Origin of the sequence: Methylobacterium sp. R2-1 (assembly GCF_014191355.1) — a bacterium.
In the GTDB taxonomy this organism is placed as follows: Bacteria; Pseudomonadota; Alphaproteobacteria; order Rhizobiales; family Beijerinckiaceae; genus Methylobacterium.
Map to the genome: position 1 here is coordinate 1 of NZ_JACHWM010000001.1, position 26,579 is coordinate 26,579.

At 67.2% G+C, this 26,579-nt stretch carries 20 protein-coding genes, 3 tRNA genes and 1 pseudogene; 12 read left to right on the forward strand and 12 right to left on the reverse strand.

Features of this window, described 5'->3' with window-relative positions; all coding sequences use genetic code 11:
* Window positions 1–180 (forward strand): annotated as a pseudogene (locus tag FHU13_RS00005) (glucose-1-phosphate thymidylyltransferase); the annotation flags it as partial.
* 160 nt (window positions 181–340) lie between these two features.
* On the opposite strand, the gene FHU13_RS00010 reads toward FHU13_RS00005, so the two are convergent.
* Together FHU13_RS00010 and FHU13_RS00015 are read right to left on the reverse strand one after the other, a co-directional pair.
* Window positions 341–1,021: a hypothetical protein gene (locus FHU13_RS00010; protein WP_183434280.1), complete on the reverse strand. Its 681-nt coding sequence runs from the start codon at window positions 1,019–1,021 to the stop codon at window positions 341–343.
* 525 nt (window positions 1,022–1,546) lie between these two features.
* Entirely contained in the window at window positions 1,547–2,986 is a 1,440-nt protein-coding gene (locus FHU13_RS00015; RefSeq protein ID WP_183433822.1) for a multicopper oxidase family protein, read from the reverse strand.
* Between the two features lie 163 nt (window positions 2,987–3,149).
* On the opposite strand from FHU13_RS00015, the gene FHU13_RS00020 reads away from it, so the two are divergent.
* The 6 genes from FHU13_RS00020 (at window position 3,150) to FHU13_RS00045 (ending at window position 9,967) form a co-directional block, all read left to right on the forward strand.
* Window positions 3,150–3,234, forward strand: a tRNA-Leu gene (locus FHU13_RS00020).
* Window positions 3,235–3,348: 114 nt separating this feature from the next.
* Window positions 3,349–4,785, forward strand: coding sequence for a trigger factor (gene tig, locus FHU13_RS00025; RefSeq protein WP_183433823.1), 1,437 nt, complete (start codon window positions 3,349–3,351; stop codon window positions 4,783–4,785).
* A gap of 135 nt (window positions 4,786–4,920) precedes the next feature.
* The gene (locus FHU13_RS00030; protein WP_183433824.1) at window positions 4,921–5,547 is read left to right on the forward strand and encodes an ATP-dependent Clp protease proteolytic subunit; all 627 of its coding nucleotides are present in this window, start codon (window positions 4,921–4,923) and stop codon (window positions 5,545–5,547) included.
* A 252-nt stretch (window positions 5,548–5,799) separates the two neighbouring features.
* On the forward strand, window positions 5,800–7,071 hold the full coding sequence (gene clpX / locus FHU13_RS00035) for an ATP-dependent Clp protease ATP-binding subunit ClpX (RefSeq protein ID WP_183433825.1): 1,272 nt from the start codon (window positions 5,800–5,802) through the stop codon (window positions 7,069–7,071).
* 267 nt (window positions 7,072–7,338) lie between these two features.
* Window positions 7,339–9,762, forward strand: a complete 2,424-nt coding sequence (lon, locus tag FHU13_RS00040) for an endopeptidase La (protein ID WP_183433826.1) — start codon at window positions 7,339–7,341, stop codon at window positions 9,760–9,762.
* A gap of 129 nt (window positions 9,763–9,891) precedes the next feature.
* Window positions 9,892–9,967, forward strand: a tRNA-Val gene (locus FHU13_RS00045).
* A 382-nt stretch (window positions 9,968–10,349) separates the two neighbouring features.
* Here the strand turns inward: FHU13_RS00045 and FHU13_RS00050 are convergent.
* From FHU13_RS00050 to FHU13_RS00070, 5 genes are all read right to left on the reverse strand, one after another.
* A complete protein-coding gene (locus FHU13_RS00050) occupies window positions 10,350–10,580 on the reverse strand; it encodes a hypothetical protein (RefSeq protein ID WP_246714428.1) in 231 nt (76 codons plus the stop codon).
* Window positions 10,581–10,886: 306 nt separating this feature from the next.
* Window positions 10,887–11,834: an L-histidine N(alpha)-methyltransferase gene (egtD, locus tag FHU13_RS00055; protein ID WP_183433828.1), complete on the reverse strand. Its 948-nt coding sequence runs from the start codon at window positions 11,832–11,834 to the stop codon at window positions 10,887–10,889.
* Window positions 11,831–12,856, reverse strand: a complete 1,026-nt coding sequence (locus tag FHU13_RS00060; protein ID WP_183433829.1) for a class I SAM-dependent methyltransferase — start codon at window positions 12,854–12,856, stop codon at window positions 11,831–11,833. The genes egtD and FHU13_RS00060 overlap by 4 nt, the downstream gene beginning before the upstream one ends.
* A gap of 2 nt (window positions 12,857–12,858) precedes the next feature.
* A complete protein-coding gene (gene gntA, locus FHU13_RS00065) occupies window positions 12,859–13,614 on the reverse strand; it encodes a guanitoxin biosynthesis heme-dependent pre-guanitoxin N-hydroxylase GntA (protein ID WP_183433830.1) in 756 nt (251 codons plus the stop codon).
* Between the two features lie 273 nt (window positions 13,615–13,887).
* A complete protein-coding gene (locus tag FHU13_RS00070; RefSeq protein ID WP_183433831.1) occupies window positions 13,888–14,484 on the reverse strand; it encodes a DUF1989 domain-containing protein in 597 nt (198 codons plus the stop codon).
* A 168-nt stretch (window positions 14,485–14,652) separates the two neighbouring features.
* Between FHU13_RS00070 and FHU13_RS00075 the strand changes: the two genes are divergently transcribed.
* The 3 genes from FHU13_RS00075 (at window position 14,653) to FHU13_RS00085 (ending at window position 17,349) form a co-directional block, all read left to right on the forward strand.
* On the forward strand, window positions 14,653–16,674 hold the full coding sequence (locus tag FHU13_RS00075) for an OPT family oligopeptide transporter (protein WP_183433832.1): 2,022 nt from the start codon (window positions 14,653–14,655) through the stop codon (window positions 16,672–16,674).
* Between the two features lie 194 nt (window positions 16,675–16,868).
* Complete coding sequence (locus FHU13_RS00080) at window positions 16,869–17,012, forward strand: hypothetical protein (RefSeq protein ID WP_183433833.1); 144 nt, start codon at window positions 16,869–16,871, stop codon at window positions 17,010–17,012.
* A gap of 261 nt (window positions 17,013–17,273) precedes the next feature.
* Window positions 17,274–17,349: transfer RNA gene (locus FHU13_RS00085), tRNA-Ala, on the forward strand.
* Between the two features lie 233 nt (window positions 17,350–17,582).
* Here the strand turns inward: FHU13_RS00085 and FHU13_RS00090 are convergent.
* A complete protein-coding gene (locus FHU13_RS00090) occupies window positions 17,583–18,305 on the reverse strand; it encodes a hypothetical protein (protein ID WP_183433834.1) in 723 nt (240 codons plus the stop codon).
* Window positions 18,306–18,528: 223 nt separating this feature from the next.
* Here FHU13_RS00090 and FHU13_RS00095 point away from each other — a divergent pair, with 223 nt between their 5' ends.
* Window positions 18,529–19,713, forward strand: a complete 1,185-nt coding sequence (locus tag FHU13_RS00095; protein WP_183433835.1) for a YihY/virulence factor BrkB family protein — start codon at window positions 18,529–18,531, stop codon at window positions 19,711–19,713.
* Between the two features lie 322 nt (window positions 19,714–20,035).
* On the opposite strand, the gene FHU13_RS00100 is transcribed toward FHU13_RS00095, so the two are convergent.
* On the reverse strand, window positions 20,036–20,371 hold the full coding sequence (locus FHU13_RS00100; RefSeq protein ID WP_183433836.1) for a hypothetical protein: 336 nt from the start codon (window positions 20,369–20,371) through the stop codon (window positions 20,036–20,038).
* A gap of 500 nt (window positions 20,372–20,871) precedes the next feature.
* Here FHU13_RS00100 and polA point away from each other — a divergent pair, with 500 nt between their 5' ends.
* Entirely contained in the window at window positions 20,872–24,012 is a 3,141-nt protein-coding gene (polA, locus tag FHU13_RS00105) for a DNA polymerase I (protein ID WP_183433837.1), read from the forward strand.
* A gap of 18 nt (window positions 24,013–24,030) precedes the next feature.
* Here the strand turns inward: polA and nfi are convergent, their stop codons facing one another.
* The 3 genes from nfi to pth form a co-directional block, all read right to left on the reverse strand.
* Window positions 24,031–24,693 carry a deoxyribonuclease V gene (gene nfi, locus FHU13_RS00110; RefSeq protein ID WP_183433838.1) on the reverse strand — a complete coding sequence of 221 codons (663 nt, stop codon included), beginning with the start codon at window positions 24,691–24,693 and terminating at the stop codon, window positions 24,031–24,033.
* Between the two features lie 12 nt (window positions 24,694–24,705).
* Window positions 24,706–25,803: a redox-regulated ATPase YchF gene (gene ychF / locus FHU13_RS00115; RefSeq protein WP_183433839.1), complete on the reverse strand. Its 1,098-nt coding sequence runs from the start codon at window positions 25,801–25,803 to the stop codon at window positions 24,706–24,708.
* 79 nt (window positions 25,804–25,882) lie between these two features.
* Entirely contained in the window at window positions 25,883–26,515 is a 633-nt protein-coding gene (gene pth / locus FHU13_RS00120) for an aminoacyl-tRNA hydrolase (RefSeq protein ID WP_183433840.1), read from the reverse strand.
* Window positions 26,516–26,579: the final 64 nt, after the last annotated feature.

A 26,579-nucleotide genomic window follows, 5' to 3' on the forward strand; every position in this document is an offset into this window, starting at 1 on the left:
CGGGTGCTGCAGCACCGGCAGGGGCTACAGGTCGCCTGCCTGGAGGAGATCGCCTACCTGCAGGGCTTCATCGGCCGCGAGCAGCTCCAGGCGCGGGGCGAGTTGTTCGCCAAGACCAAGTACGGCCAGAACCTGCTGCGCCTCGCCCGCGAAGGTCGCCGGCCCGATCAGGATTTTTGATCGCTCAGCCGCGCCGACTCCGGTCGGGCTTGATCGGAGCGTGCTCTCTCACGGTGAGGCGAAGCCGAAGCGATCCAGGGCGCCGCCGTCTCCGGAAAAGGCATGCTCCTGGATCGGTTCGCTCACGCTCGCAATGACGGAGCAGACCGAATCGTCCCGATCAGCGATCGCCCTGGATGAGCACCGCACCGGTATAGGTTTCGGCAACCTCGCAGAACGGCACGCCGCCGGCCGTCAGTACCGCCTCGACGGAGAACAGTGGCTCCCTGGGTCCTGGCAGGCCACCGGATTCGGGCCGCCACAGCATCGTCATCGACCGATTGCGCCGGCTCGGACCCAGCGGGCGCACGACGTGGCCGAAGGGAGCCTGCGTATCGTCCAGGGCCGCGTTCATCGCGGGCGTCAAGCGGCTGGGGACGTACCAGTTGTCGGCTTCCGACAGGACATGGGCGCCGCAGGTGAGTCGCACACGGCGGTAGCGCACGGGCTCGTCCGGCCCTACAGCGAGCCGTTCGCGCCGCGCTGCCCCGGCGGGTTTGTCCGGACCTGGAACGCGCACGGCAAGGATCCGCGGATCGGCGCTGAGTCGACGCTCGGCGCACCACGCTTCCAGAACGGCGGTGGCGCTCGGCGCTGCGAGCAAGCGGGCGCTCAGCGTTTCGATCAAGGCGCGCGCCTCGGACCCATCCTGCGCCTCCCGGCTCGTCTCGGTGGCTCCGGCGGCGGTCCCGGCTTCTTGCCCGGCTTCTTGCGCCCGTGCGCTGCCCGCATCGGCGGGTGGCACGGCGGCGCCGAGCGCCGCGAGCCCCACCGTCAGCATCCGTGTCGCCGTCCGCTCCATCGTGCAGCGCAATACGTTGCCGACGCGCAAAGGTCCATCGCATCGAACGTCGATGCCGGACTGCCGCTGCCTACCTCCATCCTCGGGGCGGCCGGCGGCGCGCTGAACCTGAGTGCCGTCGCGGGCCGGTCCGTCCACACCCTCGAGGCGGTGGCCCACAAGCCGCTCGTGCCGAACGACGTGATCCGCTCGATCGAAGGCGGCGGCTTCGATTTTTCGAAAGGGGAGGGCGGCCGACGCCGATCGCTTGAGGACCCGATCCTGTGCCATCGCACGAACGTGCATGACCGGGTGTCGAGGAGCCCTGCGGGCTTGATCGGATCCGGCCTCGCTGAGCGGCGACGCCGCGCTTCACCGCCCGGCCGACACTCGCAACCGCGCTGAATTCACGATGTGGGTCGGCGATCGCGACACGCACGCCGCCAATGCGGCCGGCTCAGCGAGGCAGTACGGCGCGCTCGCCTGCACTGAGCCTTGAAATCGCGATTTCGACGGAGCCACCCGCCGGAGGACGGCGCGCCGCCGTCAGGTGACGTCGAAGCTCGTCCACAGCCCCGTGTCGAACCGCTCCAGCACGGTCGCGCTCAGGAGCCAACGGCCCGGGTTGTCGGCGACAAAGGCGATCTGGGCGCTGCGCCCTTCCGGAATCTGGACGGTGTCGAGCCAGTAGGGCTCCCAGCCGTCATCGAGCTGGTGCAGCAGGCGGAAGACATGGCCGTGCAGGTGCAGGCTCTGGATGAAGCCGGTGTCGTTGCGGATCGCCAGCACCACGACCCCTCCGCGCTTGACCGAGAATAGGGGAGACCCACCCGCCGCCCCACTCGCACCGTTGACCTGCCAGACCTTGGCCGGATCGCCGGTGTAAGGCGTCTCGGCGCCGGGCTTGCTCTTGTCGGGCCGCACGCCACCCGCCAGCACGAGGTCACGGCGCAGGGCGCTCTGCAGGCGGATCTCGCTCGGCAGGCGCTTGTTCTCGGGCAGCGAGCCGATCGCCGCGCGCCCGCTCGGCGCCACCGGTTCGCCGGAGGCGGTCAGGGTTGCCAGCGGCAGGCCCTGACCGATCAGCGCAGTGATCGCGCCGGCCGGTCCCGCCTGGGCGGGAAGGTCGAGGAGAAGGTCGTAGCGCGTGCCCGGCGCGAGCGGCAGGGTCGCTTTCAGCGGCTCGAAGGTGTCGGTCGGCTGTCCGTCCACCGCCGCGACATAGGCCTTCAACCCGTCGAAGCGGATGCGCAGGCCGCGCGCGTTGCAAGCATTGGCCAGCCGCAGGCGCAGGCGGCTGCCGGGCCGAGCCTCGAGCTTGAGGGGAATCGGCTTTCCGTTGAGAGTGACCACGCTCCCCAGCCGCCCCGCCGCGGCAGCGAAGGCAACCTGCCCGAACGGCTGGAGTGCGCCGGCCTCATCGAGGCGCCAATCCTGCAGCAGCAGCGCGAGATCCTGATCGACCGCGGGCGGGGAGGGCTCCTCCACGATCAGCATGCCGGTGAGGCCGCGGCCCGACGGCTCGCTCGACCCGCCGATCACGAGCGGCCGGATCAGGAACGTGCCGGAATCGGGCGGTGTGAAGTCGTAGGTGAAGCTGTCGCCCGGCTTGATCGGCTCCTGCGTGACCCCGCCGACGCCGTCCATGGCGTTGCGGTTGCGTACCCCGTGCCAGTGCAGGGAGAGCGGCTTGTCGGTCCCGTTCTCGACGCGCAGCCGTACCGGGTCGCCGAGCTTGATCCGCAGGATCGGCGACGCCGCCTCGCCGAGGCGCCACACCGCCGTTTCGGGCTCGGGCTCGGGCTTCAAGCGAAGCTTGGCCGGCGCCGCCTTGAGGGATTTCGGCTCAGCAGCCCCGGCTTTCTCGGCGGGTGCTTGGGCCGCGGCGGCGCACGGCGTCAGGGCGAGGGCAGCGCTGCCGGCGAGCAGGTCGCGCCGCGAAAACGATCCCGGCTCGGGCTGGGCCATCGGGTCGGGCTTTCGCATGGCGCCTCGCGTCGTCACTGGGTCGGGCAGGCCTTGTAGACAGGCGCCGCCCGCCCCGCCACCGCACAAACCCTCCCAGAAGTTTTTTGCTGCGGCCACGGGTGCGCGTGCTATAGACGCCGGCTTCGACGGCCCGGTCCCCGGGCTCGTGTCGATGGCGCTCGCGGGCGTGGCGGAACTGGTAGACGCGCTGGATTTAGGTTCCAGTGTCGCAAGACGTGGGGGTTCGAGCCCCTCCGCCCGCACCAAGTCCGTATGGGGTCGGCGGAGGGACCGAATCGGTTCCCGCCGGGGCCTCTCCCATGGCGCAGCGGCACGCGAAGACGAGATTGCAGTTTTCAGAACACAGCGGACGAACGACGATGCAGGTGACCGAGACGACCTCCGAGGGGCTGAAGCGCGAGTTTCAGGTGCTCCTCCCCGCGACTGAGCTTGAGGATCGCCTCAACACCGAGCTCTCGAACATCAAGGGCAAGGTCCAGATCAAGGGCTTCCGCCCCGGCAAGGTGCCGGTCGCGCATCTCCGCAAGGTCTATGGCAAGTCGGTGATGGCCGATGTGCTGCAGAACGCCGTCAACGAGGCGAACCAGCAGATCGTGGCCGACAAGGGCCTTCGCCTCGCTCTCGAGCCGCAGATCGAGTTCCCGAAGGACGAGGAGCAGAACATCATCGAGCGCGCGCTCGATGCCAAGGGCGACCTCGCCTTCAAGGTGAAGCTCGAGGTGCTGCCGAGCTTCGAGCTCGCCGACCTCTCCGACGTCTCGATCAAGAAGCTCGTGCTCAAGCCCTCCGACGAGGAGATCAACGAGACGCTCGAGCGCATGGCCAAGGACAGCCGCTCCTTCGAGCCCCGCGAGGAGGGCGCCGAGGCGCAATCCGGCGACCGCGTCACCATCGACTTCGTCGGCCGCATCGACGGCACCGAGTTCGAGGGCGGCAAGGGTGAGGATGTCGATCTGGAGCTCGGCTCCAACACCTTCATTCCCGGCTTCGAGGACCAACTCGTCGGCGCCAAGGTCGGCGACAGCCGCCTCGTGAAGGTCGCCTTCCCGGCCGACTACCAGGCTGAGCAGCTCGCCGGAAAGGACGCCGAGTTCGACGTGACCGTGAAGGCGGTCGCCGCCCCCGGCGAGACCAAGATCGACGACGAGCTCGCCAAGCGCTTCGGCATGGACGACCTGGAGAAGCTGAAGGAGGCTGTCTCCAAGGCCGTCGGCGCCGATTACGAGGCGCAGTCCCGGCGCAAGCTCAAGAAGGAGCTGCTCGACGCGCTCGACGGCAAGTACGCCTTCGACCTGCCCCCGAGCCTCGTCCACCAGGAGTTCGCCGCCGTGTGGGCGCAGGTCGAGCAGGACCTGAAGAACCGCGGCAAGACCTTCGAGGACGAGGGCACCACCGAGGAGGCCTCGCAGGCGGAGTACCGCAAGATCGCCGAGCGGCGCGTTCGCCTCGGGCTGGTGCTTGCGCAAGTCGGCGAGACCGCCGATATCAAGGTCTCGGACGATGAGGTCAATCAGGCCCTGTTCGCCCGGATCCGGCAGTTCCCGGGTCAGGAGAAGCAGGTCTACGACTTCTACCGCAACAATCCGCAGGCGCTCGCCGAGCTTCGCGCGCCGCTGTTCGAGGAGAAGGTCGTTGACCATGTCCTCGGTCAGATCCAGGTCGTCGAGGAACCCGTCTCCAAGGAGGCGCTCTTCGCCGAAGACGACGAGGCCGACGCCGTGACCGGCGCGGCCGCGACGGACGAGAAGCCGAGCGAGTCCAGCAACGAGGCGGCGGCCGACAAGGCTGCCGGCTGATCGCCGACCCACCGGCTCCGCGGCGGGCGGCGATCTTGAGAGAGATCAGGCGGCATTAACGCTCGCCATGTTCGCTGTAACCATCCGGCCTCGGGCGATTCGCTCCGGGGCCGGACTCCGGAGCCGAGGGCTGAAATGAAAGATCCGGTCGCCTACTTCCACAACTCGCTCGTGCCCATGGTGGTTGAGCAGTCGAGCCGCGGCGAGCGCGCCTTCGACATCTATTCTAGGCTCCTGCGCGAGCGGATCATCTTCCTCACCGGCCCCGTCGAGGACCAGGGCGCGTCGCTGATCGTCGCCCAGCTCCTGTTCCTGGAGGCCGAGAACCCGAAGAAGGAAATCTCCTTCTACATCAACTCGCCCGGCGGCGTGGTGACCTCGGGCCTGTCGATCTACGACACGATGCAGTTCATCCGTTGCCCCGTCACGACGCTCTGCGTCGGCCAGGCCGCCTCGATGGGCTCGCTGCTGCTGGCCGCCGGTGAGGCCGGACACCGCTTCGCCCTGCCGAACGCCCGGATCATGGTGCACCAGCCCTCCGGCGGCTTCCAGGGCCAGGCCACCGACATCCTGATCCATGCCCGCGAGATCGAGGCGCTCAAGAAGCGCCTGAACGAGATCTACGTGAAGCACACGGGCCGCGACTACGAGACGATCCATCAGGCGCTCGAGCGCGACAACTTCATGACCGCCGACGCGGCCAAGGAGTTCGGCCTCATCGACGACATCCTGCACAAGCGCCCCGAACCGGCGGCCGCCTGACGGCGACCGGGGAACCCGAGGCGCCCGGGGCACGCTCGCCCGACCATGTCGGGTCATGCGTCTTTTGGGCGCCCGTCCCGGCGCGCTGCCCGGTTGATCCCGAGCCGGCTGCATGATTGCATCGGGATTCGGGCGCCTCAATCCCGACGCATCCGCCCTGTGTGACTGTTTCTTTAGGCGGATGCGCTTACATCGTATGATCGACGCGCGTGCCCTCCTGGCTGGGGCCGCGCCTGCGAACCGGAGACCGATATGAGCAAGACAGGCGGCAACGACTCGAAGAGCACGCTGTACTGCTCGTTCTGCGGCAAGAGCCAGCACGAGGTTCGCAAGCTCATTGCGGGCCCGACGGTGTTCATCTGCGACGAGTGCGTCGAGCTGTGCATGGACATCATCCGCGAGGAATCGAAGTCCTCGCTGGTGAAGTCGCGCGATGGGGTGCCGACCCCGAAGGAGATCCGGCGGGTCCTCGACGACTACGTCATCGGGCAGGACTTCGCCAAGAAGGTTCTCTCCGTGGCCGTGCACAACCACTACAAGCGGCTCGCCCACGCGACGAAGCACAACGACGTCGAGCTCGCCAAGTCCAACATCATGCTGATCGGGCCGACGGGCTCGGGCAAGACGCTGCTCGCGCAGACGCTCGCCCGGATCCTCGACGTGCCCTTCACCATGGCGGACGCGACGACGCTGACCGAGGCCGGCTATGTCGGCGAGGACGTCGAGAACATCATCCTCAAGCTGCTCCAGGCCTCCGACTACAACGTCGAGCGGGCGCAGCGCGGCATCGTCTACATCGACGAGATCGACAAGATCTCCCGCAAGTCGGACAACCCCTCGATCACCCGTGACGTCTCGGGCGAGGGCGTGCAGCAGGCGCTCCTGAAGATCATGGAGGGCACCGTTGCCTCCGTGCCCCCGCAGGGCGGCCGCAAGCACCCGCAGCAGGAGTTCCTGCAGGTCGACACGACGAACATCCTGTTCATCTGCGGCGGCGCCTTCGCCGGGCTGGAGCGCATCATCTCCCAGCGCGGCAAGGGTACCTCGATCGGCTTCGGCGCGAGCGTGCAGGCGCCCGACGACCGCCGGACCGGCGAGGTCTTCCGCTCGGTGGAGCCCGAGGATCTGCTCAAGTTCGGCCTGATCCCGGAATTCGTCGGCCGTCTGCCGGTTCTGGCGACGCTGGAGGATCTCGACGAGGAAGCCCTCAAGAAGATCCTGCAGGAGCCGAAGAACGCTCTGGTCAAGCAGTACCAGCGGCTGTTCGAGATGGAGAACGTCGAGCTGACCTTCCAGGACGAGGCGCTCAGCCTCGTCGCCCGCAAGGCGATCGAGCGCAAGACCGGCGCCCGCGGCCTGCGGTCGATCCTGGAGACCATCCTCCTCGACACGATGTACGACCTGCCGGGTCTCGACTCGGTCGAGCAGGTGGTCATCGGCCCGGAGGTGGTCGAGGGCAAATCGCGGCCGCTCTTCATTCACGGCGACCGCAACAAGGACGCACCGGCCAGCGTCAGCGCCTGACCGGCGACCATTGAGGGCCGCCCGGTTTTGAGCCGGCGGTCCTTTTTTGTTCCGGGGGAGCCCCACGCTTGAAAGCGTCCCCCGCAACGACCACTTCAGGCTCAACGCAGGACCCTACGCTTCACTCCCCCGAAAGGTTCGGGCCTGCGCCACCAGCCGCAAACTGATTATCCGCTCCCGACCCTTCGCGGCCCGGTCGGCACCTGGCAGGATGCTTGCTCTCGTTGAGGAGCGAATGCCCGGCGTCAACACATAAGGGAAGACCCCATGACCCAGTCGAAATCGCGCCAGCCGGTTGTTCCCGGTTCGACGGGCTCCTACGCCGTCCTGCCGCTGCGCGACATCGTCGTGTTCCCGCACATGATCGTGCCCCTGTTCGTGGGTCGCGAGAAGTCGATCCGTGCGCTTGAGGAGGCGGTGCGCTCGGACCGGCACATCCTGCTCGCGACGCAGATCAACGCCAGCGACGACGATCCGTCCACCGATGCCATCTACACGATCGGCACGCTCGCCTCCGTGCTGCAACTCCTCAAGCTGCCCGACGGCACCGTCAAGGTGTTGGTCGAGGGCGCCGGTCGCGCGCAGATCGAGGCCTTCGTGCGTTCGGACGAATATTACGAGGCGCAGGCCCTGACCCTCGCCGACGATCTCGGCGACCGCGTCGAGGCTGAGGCGCTCGCCCGCTCGGTGATCTCCGAGTTCGAGAACTATGTGAAGCTCAACAAGAAGATCTCGCCCGAGGTCGTCTCCGCCGTCACGCAGATCGAGGAGCCCTCCAAGCTCGCCGACACCGTCGGCTCGCACCTCGCGGTCAAGATCGCCGACAAGCAGGCGATCCTTGAGATCCCCACGGTGGCGCAGCGCCTCGAGCGTGTGCTGTCGCTGATGGAGAGCGAGATCTCCGTGCTGCAGGTGGAGAAGCGCATCCGGACCCGCGTCAAGCGGCAGATGGAGAAGACCCAGCGCGAGTACTACCTCAACGAGCAGATGAAGGCGATCCAGAAGGAGCTCGGCGATTCCGAAGACGGCCGCGACGAGCTGGCCGAGCTCGAGGAGAAGATCGAGAAGACCAAGCTGACGAAGGAGGCCCGCGAGAAGGCCACCGCCGAGCTGAAGAAGCTGCGTCAGATGTCGCCGATGTCGGCCGAGGCGACGGTCGTACGCAACTACCTCGACTGGATGCTCGGCATCCCGTGGGGCAAGCGTTCGAAGATCAAGAAGGATCTGTTGGGCGCTCAACAGATCCTCGACTCGGATCACTTCGGCCTCGATAAGGTCAAGGACCGGATCGTCGAGTACCTCGCCGTGCAACAGCGGGCGAACAAGCTCACCGGCCCGATCCTCTGCCTCGTCGGCCCGCCCGGCGTTGGCAAGACCTCGCTCGGCAAGTCGATCGCCAAGGCCACGGGCCGCGAGTTCGTCCGGATGTCGCTCGGCGGCGTGCGTGACGAGGCCGAGATCCGCGGTCACCGCCGGACCTATATCGGCTCGATGCCCGGCAAGATCGTCCAGTCGATGCGCAAGGCCAAGACCTCGAACCCGCTCATCCTGCTCGACGAGATCGACAAGATGGGCATGGATTTCCGCGGCGATCCGTCGGCGGCGCTCCTCGAGGTTCTGGATCCGGAGCAGAACGCGACCTTCAACGACCATTACCTCGAAGTCGATTACGACCTGTCGAACGTGATGTTCGTGACGACCGCGAACACGCTCAACATCCCCGGCCCGCTCATGGACCGCATGGAGGTGATCCGTATCGCCGGCTACACCGAGGAGGAGAAGCTCCAGATCGCTCGGCGCCACCTGATCCCCGAGGCCGTCAAGAAGCACGGCCTCGCAACGAACGAGTGGTCGATCACGGACGACGGCCTGATGATGCTCATCCGCCGCTACACGCGGGAGGCGGGCGTCCGGAACCTGGAGCGCGAGATCTCCAACCTGATCCGTAAGGCGGTGAAGGAGATCCTGATCACCAAGGTGAAGCAGGTCGAAGCCAACCCCGAGACGTTGCCGGAATTCCTCGGCCCGCCGAAGTTCCGCTACGGCGAGATCGACGCGGACGATCAGGTCGGCGTGGTCACGGGTCTGGCTTGGACCGAGGTCGGCGGCGAGTTGCTGACGATCGAGGGCGTCATGATGCCCGGCAAGGGTAAGATGACGGTCACGGGCAACCTGCGCGACGTGATGAAGGAGTCGATCTCGGCGGCGGCGTCTTACGTCCGCTCGCGGGCAATCGATTTCGGCATCGAGCCGCCACTGTTCGAGCGTCGGGACATCCACGTCCACGTTCCCGAGGGGGCGACCCCGAAGGACGGTCCGTCGGCCGGTATCGCCATGGCCACCGCAATCATCTCGACGCTCACCGGCATCCCGGTGCGCCGCGATGTGGCGATGACTGGCGAGGTGACCCTGCGCGGTCGCGTTCTGCCGATCGGCGGTCTGAAGGAGAAGCTGCTCGCGGCGCTCCGCGGGGGCATCAAGACGGTGATGATCCCGGAGGAAAACGCCAAGGACATCGCCGAGGTGCCCGACAGCGTGAAGAACGGTTTGGAGATCATCCCCGTCTCGCGGATGGATCAGGTGCTGCAGCACGCCCTCGTGCGCCAGCCCGAGCCCATCGAGTGGGACGAGCCGCTCCCGGCCAAGACGCCGAAGCGGGATGAGGACGGCGCGGCGGTCATCGCCCACTGATCCGATAGGCCTCCTGATGACGAAGCCCCCGGAGCCTTGCTTCGGGGGCTTTTTTCGTCGGCGGGAGAGGGCTCAGCACAGGGCCGGACTTGCGCAGCCGCGTCCGCTTCCGTAACGCTGCGCCGGTTCGGGCGGTTAGCTCAGTTGGTAGAGCGTCTCCTTTACACGGAGAGGGTCGGGGGTTCGAGTCCCTCACCGCCCACCATACAAATCAGTGACTTAGCGCAGCGGCGGCTATCGTTCCCGCGATAGCACCGAATATACTCCTTGCGCGGGATTGACCCGATCGGCGTCAAGTTCCCCCGGTCGCGAAGGGCTGTAAGTCCCGCGACGGCTTCGGCCAGGGCAGGATTGCTCGATTGCGGGCCCGACAGAGAAACTGAAACGACAGCCTGCCTTCGCGTTCTCCGTTCAGGCATGAGCGGAGGACGACATGGAAGGCGGACTGATCTGGCTCGGCATTATCGCCGGCATCTTGGGGGTGAGCGGCGTCGGCTATCTGTTTGCGTCCTGGGCCAAAGCGCGCAGGACGCAGCGCTGACGCGCCTCGCTGAGAGGGGAAACATGGGTGAGGCGGAGCCCAAGCCTCACTTCGCGACGAGCGATGGCTCCCAGTCACGCTGCCCGTGCATGTTCGGGGCTGCCTGCCCAGCCAAATTGTCGTTGTCACCGGGCTTTACGATTCCGGCAGCCGTCCGTCCGGCCTTCGCCTTCGCGCGAAGCAACAGCGGCACGAGGCGCGTCGAGCGCCGATAGATCCAGGCCTCGTGCCGCCCCCTCAGGGGCAGGCCGTACTGGACGATCTCTTTTCCAAACATGGTCATTTGTCACGGTGCCGTTTGGCTAATTTGCCCAAGAGGCTAACGGCAGACCGCCCGGACGAATTGACTGAGCGTCCCAAATTTTTGGCCGGCGTGATTCCAAGCCTGAGCGCGGCGTTGGTGCAACGCCGTATGCGGACCCCGAGCGGGCCGTGGTTTCGCTGTCTGCGGCATGCCGGTCCGCACCTGAGCGAAGCTGCCTGACGCCATTTCCCGGAAATCGGATCCAGGACGATGCGCTGGCCTCTTGTTTGCGCACCGTCGTTGATTCGAAAGCCGGCGGCCCCTTGTCGGGACATTGCTCTATCGCGCCTGGAACAGGTGCAGGCTGAAACCGCTGTCGTCGTCGACCCAAAGGCTGATCGGTTCCCAGCCCTGCGCCATCGCGAGCGCCCGAAAGGCATCGGGCGCGTATTTGTGGGAGGTGTCGGTGCGGATGCTCTCGCCGGCGGCGAAGTGGATCGTCCGGTCACCGAGCCGATAGGAGGCGGCCCGGATCGCTACGAGATGTGCCTCGACCCGGAACGGCCTGTCGGCGAGCCGTGCCTCGTGGCGGAAATTGCCGCGATCGAAGTCGCTGCCCAGCTCCCGGTTCATCCGGTCGACGAGATTGAGGTGCAGAGCCGCCATCAGGCCGCCCGACTCTCCGTAGGCGCGGCGCAGGCGGGCCGGGTCGCTAGTCGGGTCGGCGCCCACCAGGAAGTGGCTCGGACCCAGCGTCTCCCGCGCCCGTGCGAGGAAGCCGCCCGCCTGCTCCGGCGTGAAGTTGCCGATGCTGGTGCCGGGAAAGAAGCCGAGGATCGGCGGTGCCGCCGCCCCCGGCGGCAGGTGCACGGGCTTCGAGTAGTCAGCGCAGACGGGTGTCATCGCTACGCCCGGATAATCCGGCGCGAGCCGCCGGATCGCCGCTTCGAGATAGGCACCGGAAATGTCCAGGCCGAGAAAGGCGGCGGGTGCCTCCAGGGCATCGAGCAGGGTGCGGATCTTCCGGCTCGCACCGCTGCCGAACTCCACGACGCTGACCCCCGGGCCGACGAGCGCGGCGACCTCGTCCGCGACGCGGGGCAGAAGCGCCATCTCGCGCTTCGTCGGGTAGTAATCGGGGTGATCGCAGATCCGGTCGAACAGGTCGGAGCCGATCTCATCCCATAGGTACTTCCCGGGCAGGGTCTTCGGTTCACCCGAGAGGCCAGCGAGCGCCTCACGCAGGAACTCGGCGCGCTCGTTGGACTCCTCGATGACCGCGCTCATCGCGCTTCGGCCGGGCGTGTGGCGGTGAGAATGACGAGTGCGATGCGTTCGGCCGCCGCGTAACCCGGATCGTCGAGCTCCTCGCCGTACTCGTCCGGATCGAACTCGCGGTAGGACCAGTCGAGCCCAGCCCGCTCACAGATCGCCCCCGCTTCGGCCCGGAAGCCGTCATCACCCTCGACGATGGCCGAGCCCGTGAACAGGACGAGAGAGCCGCCCGGTGCCAGCCGCTCAGTCGCAGCCTCGACGACGCGCAGCGACAGCCCGGCACCGAGCGGTCCGCCGCCGTGCCGGTAAGCCCGGCCGCCGGCATCCACCATGAACGGCGGGTTGGACACGATGAGGTCGAACGAACCCTCCACGCCGGTCAGCATGTCGCTGTGGACGGGATGCGCGTTCTGCACGCCCGCGAGCCGCGCATTGTGGCGCGCCGCGCGCAAAGCGGCGGGATTGATGTCGACGAGGACGACCTCGGCTTCCGGTGCCCGCTTGGCGACGAGGATACCTGCTGCCCCCGACCCGCATCCGATATCGGCGACCCGCCGCGGCGCCGGTTGCCCGGTGCGGGCGCGCTCTTCGAGATGGGCGAGGACAGCTTCCGCGAAGCGCATGGTGTCGGGACCGAAGAACACGGAATCCGCAGCGAGCGGCGGATAGGCCGCGTGCAGGAACAGCTCGCCGTCCAGGCTCGACAGCCGCACGCGCGCCTTCATGAGGGAGCCGTCCGAGCCCTCCGTGCGATCGAGCACGCCCGCCTGCTCCATCAGGTTGGTCAGCTCCGTCGGGATCAAGCCCTCGCGGAACGGACGGCTCCAGCCCAGCACGTCGCGCAAAGACCGCGCGACGGCGTTCTCGGGCCGGGCATTGACACGGGCATGTGTGGCGGGGGTCACCGTGGTGAAGCGGTACCCGCTCTCACGCACCGCGCGGGCGAAGGCGAGAAGCGCCTCCTCGCGGTTCTCTTCGCGGGTGCCGGTCTCAGGCTGAGGGGTAGGGCGAGTCAGAACATCGGCCATGGTCATTCTCAGCCCTCCATCTGTCCGGCGACGAAGGCGCCCGAGCGCAGATCCGCCGCGACCTGCTGTGCATCCCACTGCGTCGCCCCCTCCCGGCGCCGGTAGGGGCAGACCCAATCGTCGGGCACCGCCCGCCCGCTGAACTGCCGGGCCGCAGAGCGCTCGCCGTGCTGGGCGAGCATTGGATTGACCGAGCCGGTCCAGGCGACGTCCCGCTCGACGATCGAATCGCGCAGCCGGTCGTAACGACCTTCGGCCCGCAGCCGGTCGAATTGGTCGTGCAGGTTGAACACCAGCACGGGGTGATCGAAGCGACGCGCCTTGCGGCTCGCGCCGGGATGCAGGCCGACGATGAAGAAGCCTTCGCCACCCAGGCTCATCGAGAAATGCGGGTCGTCCGGATCCGCCGAGACCCGCGGGTCCTGGGCATGACCCAGCCCGCTGTCACGGTCGGACAAGGACTGCATCCGCTTCCACAGCGCGGCCTCGAACGCTTCTTCCGTGAGGCGGGGGGATTCTTCGAACACCACGGCGAAGCTCTGAAACTGGTCGCGGCGCGCCCGGTAGCGGCAGATGAAAGCGAGGAGCGCCGGGTAGATCCGCGCATCGTCGGTATCGGAGGTGATGTCGCGGGCGACCAAAACCTTGAGCTGGCCGCGGGACAGAGCGGATTTGGCGCCGACGCAGGGGAAAGGCTGTTGGCGGATGAAGTGCCGGAAGCGCTCGGCGAGCGGATGACCGGTGTCGTCGGTAGGCAGCAGCATGACACCTCGTATGAAGCGGGCAAGCGAACGTCGCGACCAAGCCTGCCGGCCCGGTTCGGTGCAAAGCGAGATAGGTAAGGCGGCCGCCGCGCAGTCCGCCGGCCCTTGCAGAAGGTGAACTGCGCGAGGAACCTCGGCCTCGAACCATTGTTCCGCGGGGCCTGGGGATAACGATTGGGCTAGGGGCAGGGGTTCATCTGCGGATCCACTTGATCAGCGCGGCATCGTGGCGCAGATTCTAGTCGGCTTGCGAAAATATCTTCTCGGAAGCCATCAAGACTCGATCTCGTAGTGGATCGGTTTGAAGGAGAAGTTGTTCGATTGCAGCGCCGAGCAGGCGGTCAGGCCGATGACGAGATCGGTCTCCGCCACGAAGCTCACCCGGTCGCCAGCCCGGCTGAGCGGCGGGCGCACCGCGATCTCTCCACTCGCTCCATCGACGGTGACGTGCATGAACACGTTGAAGGCGACCGGAATGCGGTCCGGCACGATGCCGTAGGGTGCCAGTGCTGCGGCGAGGTTGCCGAAGCAGCCCCGGTGCGGATGTTCGTCGCCGTAGATGATCCGGAAGGTGTCGGCCGAGCAGGGCGTGAGCAGGAAGTCGTGGCGGCCCACCGTGTCCTCGACGATGCGCAGGAGAACGTTGGAGCGGTTGGAGTAGATCGGGTCGCCCGTCGTCAGGAAGATGCGCGAGGCGTAGTCGATGGTGCGGCCCGAGGAAATGACCTCGTCGAGGTCGTCCCGGCGGAAGGCGACAAGGTCGGCCACCTGCTCGCCCCGAGGGTCGATCACCGTGAGACGCTGGCCGCGGTCGAGGGTGAAGGCAGCCCCCGAGCGCGGTGGAATCTCATGACGCACGGGTCGGGTCATCTATCGTTCTCTCTTCGATGCGGGTGAAGACCGCGGGATCGCGCCGGCGCCTCGGCGACCGGGCTTGGCAGCAGCTAAGGTGCGACGGGGGATCAGACGAGGGGGCCATCGGGTTCCCGAACGGTGTCGACGTCCCGAACCGCGGGGCAGCACCGGAGACGCCTGCCCGTGGATGCACGATCCGACGAACGCTCCTCACCGCTTGGCGAGGCCAGCCAGGACGGTTCCCGTCACATTGCCGAGATTACCCTGCGAGGGCTTCTCCTCGGAGCGGTGATCACGGTCGTGTTCATGACCGCCAACCTCTATATGGGGCTGAAGACGGGCGTGACCTTCTCGACGTCGATCCCCGCGGCGATGCTCTCGATGGGCTTGCTGCGCCTTTTCGGTGGGTCCGGCATCCTCGAGAACAACATCGTCCAGACTCAAGGGTCGGCGGCGGGCACCCTGTGCAACGTCATCCTCGTCTTGCCGGGCCTCGTGCTGATCGGCCACTGGCACGGGTTCCCCTTCTGGCAGACCACTGCCGTCTGCCTCGTCGGCGGTCTGATCGGGCTCGTCTACTCGATCCCTCTGCGCCGCGCGCTGGTGATGGGCGCCGGGCTTCCCTATCCCGAGGGAACCGCCGCGGCCGAAGTGCTGCATGCCGGCGAGGCGGGCGACCGTGGCGGCCTGCGCATCCTGCTCGGGGCGGCCGGTGCGGGCGGGCTGATCGGTCTCGCCACCACCGGCTTGCGTCTCCTCGCGGACGGCCTCCACACCACGCTTGCCGCGGGGCCGGCCCTGTTCCGTTTCGCTACCGGATTCTCCCCCGCGCTCGTTGGGGTCGGCTATCTCGTCGGGCTCGGTGCCTGCCTCGCTCTGCTCGCCGGCGTGGCCCTGGCCTGGGGCATCGCGGTGCCGCTGCTCACCGCCTTCGGCGATGGCGCTGGCCCCGCAGGTGCGGAGGCGGCAGCGCGGACGGTGTGGTCGGAGAAGGTGCGCCTCATCGGTGCCGGCATCATCGCCGTCGGTGCGATCTGGACTGTCGCTTCCCTCGGCCGCTCGATCCTGGGCAGCATCCGCTCCGCGTTCCGTGCCGCACGAGGGGGCGGCCACGCCCTGCGCCAACTGCCCCGCCAGGAGCGTGACCTGCCGATCACCTGGGTCGCGAGCGCCTCGCTCCTGCTCGCGCTGCCGCTCGCATGGCTCTTCTTCCATTTCAGCACAGGTGCCGAACTCGGGGGCATGCGTTTCGCGTTGATCGCCTTCGCAACCCTGTTCACGGTCGGCTTCGGCTTCCTGATGGCGGCGGCCTGCGGCTATCTCGCCGGCCTGCTCGGCTCGTCCTCCAGTCCAATCTCCGGCATCGGTATCCTGACGACGCTGCTCGCGGCCCTGTTGCTGCCGCTGCTGCTCGGACGCGCCGCCGGGCCGGAGGGGGAGCGCTTCGTCGTTGCCGCCGTCCTCCTGCTGTCAGCCATCGTCGTTACCACCGCCTCGATCGCCAACGACAACCTTCAGGATCTCAAGACGGGCCAGCTCGTCGATGCCACCCCCTGGCGGCAGCAGGTGGCGCTGGCGGCCGGCGTCGGGGTCGGCGCTCTCGTGATCGCCCCGCTCCTCGACCTCCTCTACAACGCCTACGGCTTCGTCGGCGCCCTGCCACGCGAGGGCATGGACGAGGCCTCCGCCCTGCCGGCGCCGCAGGCGGCCCTAATGACCCAGATCGCCGGCGGTATCGTGCGCGGCGAGTTGCCCTGGTCGATGGTGGCCACGGGCGCCGGCCTCGGAGCGCTGCTCGTCGCACTGGAGACACGTCTGCGCCGGAGCGGTCGCTCCTTCCCCGCGCTCACCGTCGGGATCGGCATGTACCTGCCTCTGGAGGTGGTCGTGACAATTGCCTTCGGCGGTGTCGTCGGCTGGCTCGCTGCGCGCCGCCTCCACGGAGCCGGCGAGGCGGAGCGGGCAGGTGGGCGCCGACGCGGTGTTCTGCTGGCCTCGGGCTTCCTTGTCGGCGAGAGCGTCGTCGGCGTGCTGCTCGCGGCCGCCGACACGCTGAGCGGCCGCAGCGCCTCGCTCGCCTTCGCGGCGGATGCGCTGGGCGGGGCAGGGCCGTGGCTCGGCCTCGTCGTCTTCCTTCTGGTGCTCGCCGCCTTCTACCGCATTGCGTCGCACTCGGACGAGGCCGGACGCCGCGGCGTTTCCTGACTCGTCCTCGATTTCGTCGCGACTAGGGGCGAGCTGGTGTCGGGACGATCGCTGTGAGGATCTGTTCTATTTCAATAGGCGTTCTCTCAAGTATGTATTATCCAATTTGATTTTATATCAAAAACAGCAGTATATATCTCGTAGTATGTTGCATCGCTGGTAAAATTCAGCAATATATAATATGGAATCCGATTGTGCAGATCGTCGAGCGGGTTCGTTTGGGGCATGATCCGACGATCCCTGTCCAGATCGATTACGTCGATCTCTGCGGCTGGGTTTTCGGCAGTCTCACCATCGGATTGCTGATGGAGCGCTACGTGGTTCGGGCACAGCAGTGACGGAGACCGGGCGGCGCTGGGCGCATTCAAGCTCCGTCCCCCATGCGGCTTCATCGACCTCCGCCTGAGCCGGAGCACTTTGCGCGGACCGATCCTGAGATCGCGAGAACCCTCGGATTGAGAGACGGCTCAAAAATTCGGCCAAGCCTCCAAAAAAGGGGTTGAGTCCCGTCGATCCTCCGCTTATAGAACCGCCCATCGCCGACGCACTCAGCGCCGCCGGCGATGCCAGAGACTGGAAACGGTCACGGCAAAAATGATGGGGCCTTAGCTCAGCTGGGAGAGCGCTTCCATGGCATGGAAGAGGTCATCGGTTCGATCCCGTTAGGCTCCACCATCTTACATCTCTCGTCGACATAGCGGTAGACGCGCTGCGGATTGAACGGTCCGCAAAATGTGTCTGTGAAGTCTGCATTTTTTGTCGACGTGACTGCCGCGTTGATTGCAACTCACGCGCACGGTCGAACTTCTGCAGTGATCGGGAGCATCGTGATCAGGCAGGTGCGTCTGGGCTCCTGTTGCCCCGGCAATCTATCAGCGACGTGGCCGGATTCTCGCTTGCCGTGAGACTTATCGGGCAGTCTGCCACGGGCTGATGACGCGGGCGAGAGACGGACCTGTCTCGGCGCGGGCCTGCTGGTCGAGCGGCTCGATCGTTTCCTGCGGCGCGAGACGGCGGGCCTTGGCGAGTACCTTTCGGGCCTCATCGGCCGGCATGGCGCCCTGCGGCAGCATCATCGCCATTAACTTGCGGCGTGTCTTCACATCGATCGTGCGCGAGTGCTTCACATCCTCGAAATCGCTCATCCGGTGACGCGCGGCCTTCGCGCCGCGCCCGCGATCCTCGCGCCCCATGAAGACCTTCGGGCCGCTCGGCATGACCACGATGTCACCGGGACGAAGAGTTTCGTCGCGCAAGAGTGCCGCTGTCGGATTGGCGGCGATCGCCTTTGCATCGACTGGCTGCTTGCCGCTGATTCCGCCGCCCTCATCCTTGGGCAAGGCCGCGTAACGCACCTTCGGCAAGGCCGCGTAGCGCATCTTCGGTCGGCTCCGCTCCGCCGTGCCGCGGTGGCGGCGCCAGCGATAGCGCTCGTTGACCTCACCGCTGCCGTAGACGGGGGCTGCCGGTGACGGAGCAGGCGCCGCCTGCTGCGGGGCGAAGAGCTGCTGGAACAGGCCGCCGAGACCACCCTCCTGGGCATGTACGCCGGCAGCGGTGGAGAAAACGAGAGCGGACGAAGCCAGGACGAGCGCGAAGCGACGTCCGGAGCGGGGCGAAGTCGAGGGCATCGACGGCTCCTGAAGCGAGGTGGTCGCGTTCGACCGATGCGCTGTAAACTGAGCCGGATCTTAACAGTTCCGGCGAAAACTTGGCGCGAATGTGGACTTTTTAGGGGAGCTCGGCTCGAATACGCTGGAGGCTGAGAACCTCACATCGGTGTGAACCCGAAGTCGGGCCAAAGGGTTGCTGAACAGCGCCGCTGATCCTGCGGCGGACGGAGCCGATCTTTCGATGCCTACAACCGACCGTGCCGTTCCCGACGCCGCTGCGGGCTCAGCCGGCGCCTCCCGCTATCCGGCCCTCTGGACGATGGCGCTCGCAGCGGCCCTCCTCGGGGTCGTCGCTCTTCCGCGCAGGTCTCCTTCGTCCACGGTCGCCGCTCGGCCGCGGCCGAGCGGTGAGGCGGCGCCGGACTCGGCTCGACAGGAATCGCCCTCGCATGAGGGCGCTGACGCTCACCGGGTTGCGCAGACCGAGCGCGATCGCGGCCGTTCCGCCGACCGTCCGACCGAGGTGCCGGCCGCGGGTTGGATGGACGTCCTCAAGCGGACCTATCGCGATATCGGCGAGAATCGCCTGACCCTGGTCTCGGCTGGCGTGACCTTCTTCGTGCTCCTCGCGATCTTCCCAGCCATCGCGGCACTGGTGTCGGTCTACGGGCTCGTCGCAGACGTCGCGACCATCAACCAGCAGATCGATGCGTTGCGCGGCGTTCTCCCCTCCGGCGGCGTCGATATCGTCTCGGAGCAGGTGAAGCGGCTCACGGAGAAAGGCGACACGGCGCTTGGTCTCACAGCACTGATCGGCATTGCGCTCTCAGTCTGGAGCGCCAATGGCGGCGTGAAACACGTCTTCGATGCGCTCAACCTTGTCTACAACGAGCGTGAGCGGCGCGGCTTCTTCAAGCTCAATCTCGTCTCGCTGGCCTTCACCGCCGGTGCGCTGCTCTTCATCGTGCTCGCGCTTGCCGGCATCGTCGCCGTGCCTGTAGCGATTCAGTTCCTGGGGATGTCGGGAGACGCGTGGTGGCTCGCGCTGCTGCGCTGGCCGGTCCTCTTCGTCGTGGTGATCCTGATGCTCGCGGTGCTCTACCGCTACGGGCCGAGCCGGGACGCGCCGCGCTGGCGCTGGGTGACGCCCGGGGGGATTGGTGCCGCGTTCCTGTGGCTGGCCGGCTCACTGCTGTTCTCGTGGTACGTCTCGAATTTCGGCAGCTACGACAAGACCTACGGCTCGCTCGGCGCCGCCATCGGCTTCATGACCTGGATCTGGCTCTCGACCACGATCGTGCTACTCGGGGCTCAACTTAACGCCGAACTTGAGCACCAGACCGCCAAGGACACCACCGTTGGCGAGCCAAAGCCGTTGGGGACCCGCGACGCGCGCATGGCGGATACGGTGGGAGCCGCCGCCTGAAGGCGGCTCCTCGGCCTCAGTTTTTCGCCTTGCTTGGGGCGTCGGCGGGGGTGAGGCAGTTCACGCTGAATGCACTGCTGCCATTGACCCGGAGGACGACCACCTCGTTCGTCATCCAAGGGCGTGTGGCCTTTCCGTGGAGAGGAAGTCGAAGCCGCCCGCTTTCAGCTCGGCGCCCTCTGGCGGATCCGGCGGCTCTTTCTCCCCTCCGTGGTGGACCCATCCGTCGACGTGGCGGCGGGCGGATGGGATTACGCAAAAGAAAAGCGGCGAGGCTTGTGCCTCGCCGCTCCCTTTGACGGCGTCTGTGCGCCGGAGACGCTCAGTAGGCGGAATAGCCGGCCGCCGGACCGCGGACCGAGCCGGTCACGATGTCGTCCGCTGCGCCGACGGTCCCACCCACCACGTTGCCCGCGGCATTCACGGTGCCACCGACAATGGTCCCGGCTGCGCCGAGCGTCCCGCCGACCACGTTGCCAACGCTGCCAATGAGGCCGCCACGCTCGCGCACGGGGTCGATATGCGCACCCCAGACGTTAAGAGTGCCGTCGCGGTTGAAGCTGGCGCTGTCGGACGGAAGGCCCTGCGCGAAGCTCGGGGTCGCGGCCAGGCCGAGAGCGAGTGCGAGAGCGGTGGTGATCTTGGTGCGGTTCGTCATGATCGTACCTCTATGCGTTACGGCAGGCGACGTTGCACGGAGACTCATCTGTATTGAGCCTCGTCCAAGCCATGGACCGTCTTCGATGAGTAGGATCTGGGTTCGATCCATTCTGAGACAATGCACATTTTGTCGCAGCGCAGCATAGATATATTTCAAAACAACTGGATAAAGGGCGAAATTTCGTGCAGCGACATCGTGCGCTTTGAAAAAGGCACGTCTTTGCAGGGGTTTCCCGCATCTGCGCCGTCGGGAATCCGGCTTGTGCAGGGGCGCACACGGACACTCCGTCTCGTGATTTTCCCTGGAGCCGCCTGTTTGTCGATCGGCGTCAGGGGCAGGCCGAAGCCATCCGACGCCGCGGCACACCCCCGGCCGGGGAGAAGCGGGGGATCTGCGGCATTTCCCGACATGCGGGCGATGTCCTGAGCGGGCGAAAATGCTCTATGGATCGGCGCGGCCCGCCTCCGGGTCCCCGTTCGCCGATGGCTGTTCGACCGATGACCGCTGACACGCAACCGCAACCGGACAAGCCCGTGGGCGCCGACGACCGCGTGATCCTCGTCGACGGCTCGTCCTTCATCTTCCGTGCGTACTTCCAGTCGATCAACCAGGACCAGAAGTACAACACCCGGCCCTCCGACGGCCTGCCCACCGGCGCGGTGCGCCTGTTCTGCACCAAGATCGCTCAGTTCCTTCAGGACGGCGCGGCGGGCGTGAAGCCGACCCATCTCGGCATCGTCTTCGACAAGTCCGAGGGCTCGTTCCGCAAGGAGCTGTTCCCCGACTACAAGGGGCATCGGCCGGACGCGCCCGACGATCTCAAGCGCCAGATGCCTCTGATGCGCGACGCGGTGCGCGCCTTCGGTCTGCACGCGGTGGAGCTGGTGCGCTACGAGGCCGACGACCTGATCGCGACCTACGCGCGGCAGGCCGAGGCGCGCGGCGCCGAGGTCATCATCGTGTCCTCCGACAAGGACCTGATGCAACTCGTCTCCGACAAGATCCGGTTCTACGATTTCGAGTCGGGCGCCAAGGGCAAACCCGGCTATCGGCCCGAGCGCAACCTCGACCGAGAAGCGATCATCGCCAAGTGGGAGGGCCTCGCGCCGGAGCAGATCGGTGACGCGCTGGCGCTGATCGGCGACACCTCGGACAATGTGCCGGGCGTGCCCGGCATCGGCTTGAAGACGGCCGCCGCGCTGATCAAGGAATACGGCAGCCTGGAGCAGCTCTTGGAGCGGGCGGCTGAGATCAAGCAGCCCAAGCGCCGAGAAATGCTGCTCGCCAACATCGATCAGGCCAAGCTCTCGCGCCGCCTCGTGGCGCTCGAGGAGAACGTGCCGGTGCCGGTGCCGCTCGACGAACTCGGGGTGCCGCAGCCCGATCCGCAAAAGCTCGTCGGCTTCCTGAAGGCGATGGAGTTCAACACCCTGACGCGGCGCATCGCGCAGATGCTCCACGTCGATCCGGAGGCGGTGAAGCCCGATCCGGCGCTGCTGCCGGGCGCGCAGCCCCACGCCTACACCAACGCGGCCGGCGGCAGCGATGCCGTGCCGTTCTTCGGCGACGAGGTGCCGGTCGATCCCGAAACCGAGGCCGCACCCGAGCGGACGGATGGCGAGGCTCCGCCCGAGGCCGGCGAGGCCGATCCCTTCGCCGATCTCGACCTACCGGATCAGGCACCGAAGAAGCGTGGGCCCTCCGAGCCGACGCCCTCGACGCTGGTCGCCGCCCGCGCGGCGGAAGCCGTCAAGCCGTTCGACACGGCGGCCTACGAGACGATTTCCACGGTCGAGCAGCTCGAAGCCTGGATCGCCGAGAGCTACGAGGCCGGTGTGATCGCGGTCGATACCGAGACCGACGCGCTCGATGCGGCCAAGGCCGGACTCGTCGGCGTCTCGCTCGCCACCGCGCCGGGGCGGGCGGCCTACATCCCGCTTGCCCACGTCAAGCCCGAGGTGAAGGGCGGCGATCTGTTCGGCGACGGCGGCGCGGGGGCGGGCGCCTCCGACAAGCAGCCCGGCCAGATCGATTTCGACATCGCCCTCAAGCTGCTGAAGCCGCTCCTGGAGGATGCCGGCACGCTCAAGGTCGGGCAGAACCTGAAATACGATCTCTCGGTGCTGCACCGCTACGGCATCGACGTGACGCCCTTCGACGACACGATGCTGATCTCCTACGTGCTCGATGCCGGCAAGGGCGGGCACGGCATGGACGAACTCGCCCGGCGCCATCTCGGCCACCAGCCGATCACCTTCGCCGACGTGGCCGGGACCGGCCGCAACAAGGTCACCTTCGACCGCGTGGCGATCGACAAGGCGACCGCCTACGCGGCGGAGGACGCCGACGTGACCTTGCGCCTGTGGCGGATGATGAAGCCCCGCCTCGCCGCCGAGCACCGGGTGACCGTCTACGAGACGCTGGAGCGTCCGCTGGTGCCGGTGCTGGCGCGGATGGAGCGGGCGGGCATCGTCATCGACCGCAACATGCTGAGCCGCCTCTCCGGCGATTTCTCGCAGATCCTGGCACGGCTCGAAGAAGAGATTCAGGAGGACGCGGGCGAGCGGTTTCAGGTCTCCTCGCCGAAGCAGATCGGCGACGTGCTGTTCGGCAAGATGGGCCTGCCGGGTGCCAAGAAGACGCCGTCGGGCCAGTGGGCCACGCCCGCGACGCTACTCGAAGAACTGGCTCAGGCCGGCCACGACCTCCCGAAGAAGATCCTCAACTGGCGTCAGCTCTCCAAGCTGAAATCGACCTACACCGACTCGCTGCAGGAGCATGCCGACCGCGGCACCAACCGGGTCCACACCTCCTTCGCGCTGGCCGCCACGACGACCGGCCGGCTCTCCTCCTCGGACCCGAACCTGCAGAACATCCCGATCCGCACGGAAGAGGGCCGGCGTATCCGCCGCGCCTTCGTCGCGCCCGAGGGCAAGAAGCTGATCTCGGCCGATTACAGCCAGATCGAGCTGCGCCTGCTCGCCCACATCGCCGACATCCCGCAACTGCGCGAGGCGTTCGAGCAGGGGCTCGACATCCACGCGGCCACGGCGTCCGCCATGTTCGGCGTGCCGCTCGACCAGATGACCGGCGATCTGCGGCGGCGGGCCAAGACCATCAATTTCGGCATCATCTACGGCATCTCGGCCTTCGGGCTCGCCGACCGCCTCGGCATCGGCCGCGAGGAGGCCTCGGTCTTCATCAAGCAGTACTTTGAGCGGTTTCCGGGCATCCGCGACTACATCGACACCACCAAGCGCGCGTGCCGCGAGAAGGGCTACGTGACGACCCTGTTCGGGCGCGTCTGCCACTACCCGCAGATCCGCTCCAACAACCCGTCCGAGCGGGCGAGCGTGGAGCGTCAGGCCATCAACGCGCCGATCCAGGGCACCGCCGCCGACATCATCCGCCGGGCCATGACGCGGATGGAGGGGGCGCTCGACGCAAAAAAGCTCACCGCGCGGATGCTGCTGCAGGTGCACGACGAACTCGTGTTCGAGGTGCCCGACGACGAGGTCGAGGCGACGATTCCGGTGATCGCGCGGGTGATGGAGGAGGCGCCGGCACCCGCCCTGACGCTGAGCGTGCCGCTGGTGGTCGAGGCGCGGGCGGCAGGGAATTGGGAAGAGGCTCACTGAGGCGGCCGGAGGCGGTCCTCAAAAATCGCCGGCCGTCTTGTGAGCGAGTCGGATCGGCTCCGGCAGGCGGTACTTCGGCGAGCAGGCCAGCACCAATTCGACCGCGCTCGGAATATCGGCGCGGTGGCCCGGCGAGATGAACAGCGGGTGTGTGGCCGTGCGCGTGCGGACGACCGCGCCGATGGTCTCGCCCCGGTCGATCAGGGGGACGTGCGCGCCCTTCTCCTCGGGGAGTGGCGCGTTGGTGCCGACGAGCCGGGTCTTGCCGACGCCGATGGTCGGGCGTTCGAGCCACAGGCCCATATGGCTGGCGATGCCGATGCGGCGCGGATGGGCGATGCCCATGCCGTCGAACAGGAACACGTCCGGCTCCGCCCGCAGGCGCCCGAACGCTTCCTCCAGCACCGGGCCTTCGCGGAAACTCAGGAGGCCGGGAATGTAGGGGAACGGCGTCGGCCGCTCGGCGACCGCCGTCTCGACGAGGAGAAAGCCCGGAAACGTCACCACGACGATCGCGGCGCGGGAGCGCTCGTTCTTCACGCTGACATCGACCCCGGCCACCAGCCGCACCGCGCCGAGATCGATCGGCCGATCGGCCACGATCTCGGTGCGAAGCCGGCGTTGCAGCGCCACGGCCTCGGCCGGCGTCAGGTCCCAGGCATGGCGCGGGTGTAGCTCCATGCCGGGGCTCCCTCAGTTGGCGAAGCGGAAATGCAGCACGTCGCCGTCCTGCACCACGTAGTCCTTGCCTTCCAACCGCAGCTTGCCGGCGTCGCGCGCGCCGGCCTCGCCGTTGAGCGCGGTGTAATCCTTGAAGGCGATGGTCTCGGCCCGAATAAAACCCTTCTCGAAGTCGGTGTGGATCACGCCCGCCGCCGCCGGGGCGCGCGTCCCCTTGGTGATGGTCCAGGCGCGGGCCTCCTTCGGACCGACGGTGAAGTAGGTGACGAGGCCGAGCAGATCGTAGCCGGCGCGGATCACCCGGTTGAGGCCGGGCTCGGTCAGGCCGACGGCTTCCAAAAACTCGGCCTGATCGGCCGGCGGCATCACCGCGATCTCACTCTCGATCTTGGCCGAGACGACGACGGCAACCGCGCCCTCTGCCTTGGCCCGTTCGAACACGGCTTCAGACTTCGCATTGCCCTTGTCGGCATCGCCCTCGTCGACGTTGCAGACGTAAAGCACGGGTTTCGCCGTCATCAGGCCGAGCTGCTGGAACAGCCGCTCCTCCTCGGGCTTGCGCTCCACGAGACGGGCCGGCTTGCCGTCGCGCAGGAGCGGGAGCGCCCGGTTGACGAGGTCCAAGAACTCCTTGGCCTCTTTGTCGGCGCCCTTGGCGCGCTTCTCCAGTGCGACGACGCGCTTCTCCAGGCTGTCGAGATCGGCCAGCATCAGCTCGGTCTCGATCGTCTCGATGTCGGCGATCGGATCGACCTTGCCCTCGACGTGGGTCACGTCGCCGTCCTCGAAGCAGCGCACCACGTGGGCGATGGCATCGACCTCGCGGATGTTGGCGAGGAACTGGTTGCCGAGGCCCTCACCTTTTGACGCGCCGCGCACGAGCCCGGCGATGTCGACGAAGGTCAGGCGCGTCGGGATGATCTCCTTCGAGGAGGCGATCCGGGCGAGGTCATCGAGACGCGGATCGGGCACCGCGACCTCGCCGACATTCGGCTCGATGGTGCAGAACGGGTAGTTCGCGGCCTGGGCCGCTGCCGTCTGCGTCAGCGCGTTGAAGAGGGTCGACTTGCCGACGTTCGGCAGGCCGACGATGCCGCATTTGAAGCCCATGGCTGGTCCTAGAGGTCCGTTGTGATCGGTCGGGAGCCGCGCCCGGAAGCCCGCTCCATCGGGGTCCGGCGGCGCCGTGTCAATTCGCGTCGCGCGCTTTCGCCTTGCCGGCCTCGGCGGGCGTCTTCACCGTGTCCCAGCCGCGGCCGACCATGGCGAGATGCACCTTGTTCTGGAAGCTGGCATCCTCGCCGGCCGCGAGCAGCGGCGCATGGTCGGCCGTGGCGCGGCAGAGATCCTCGACCCACGGCTCCTCCGACTTGGCGAAGTCGTTGAGGACGTAGGCGTGCACCAGCGCCTTGTCACCGGGATGCCCGATGCCGAGCCGGACCCGGCGGTAATCGTTGCCGCACAGAGCGGTGATGGAGCGCAGGCCGTTATGGCCGGCATTGCCCCCGCCGAGCTTCACCCGCAGCTTGGCCGGCGCGAGGTCGAGCTCGTCGTGAAGCACGATCACGTCGGCGAGCGGGATCTTGAAGAATCGCTGCGCCTCGCCGACCGAGCGGCCGGATTCGTTCATGAAGGTCTGGGGCTTCAGCAGGATCGCGCGCTCGGAGCCGAGCAGGACCTCAGCGGCCTCGCCCTGGAATCGGCGGCGGAATGGCGCTGCCCCGTGAACGCGGGCGATCTCGTCCACGGCCATGAAGCCGATGTTGTGGCGGTTGCGCGCGTAGCGCGCGCCGGGATTTCCCAATCCGACGATGAGCCGCATGCTCGCTTCCGATTCGATGCCCCGACAAATGGAAATGCCCCGGCCGGGCGGCCGGGGCATCGTG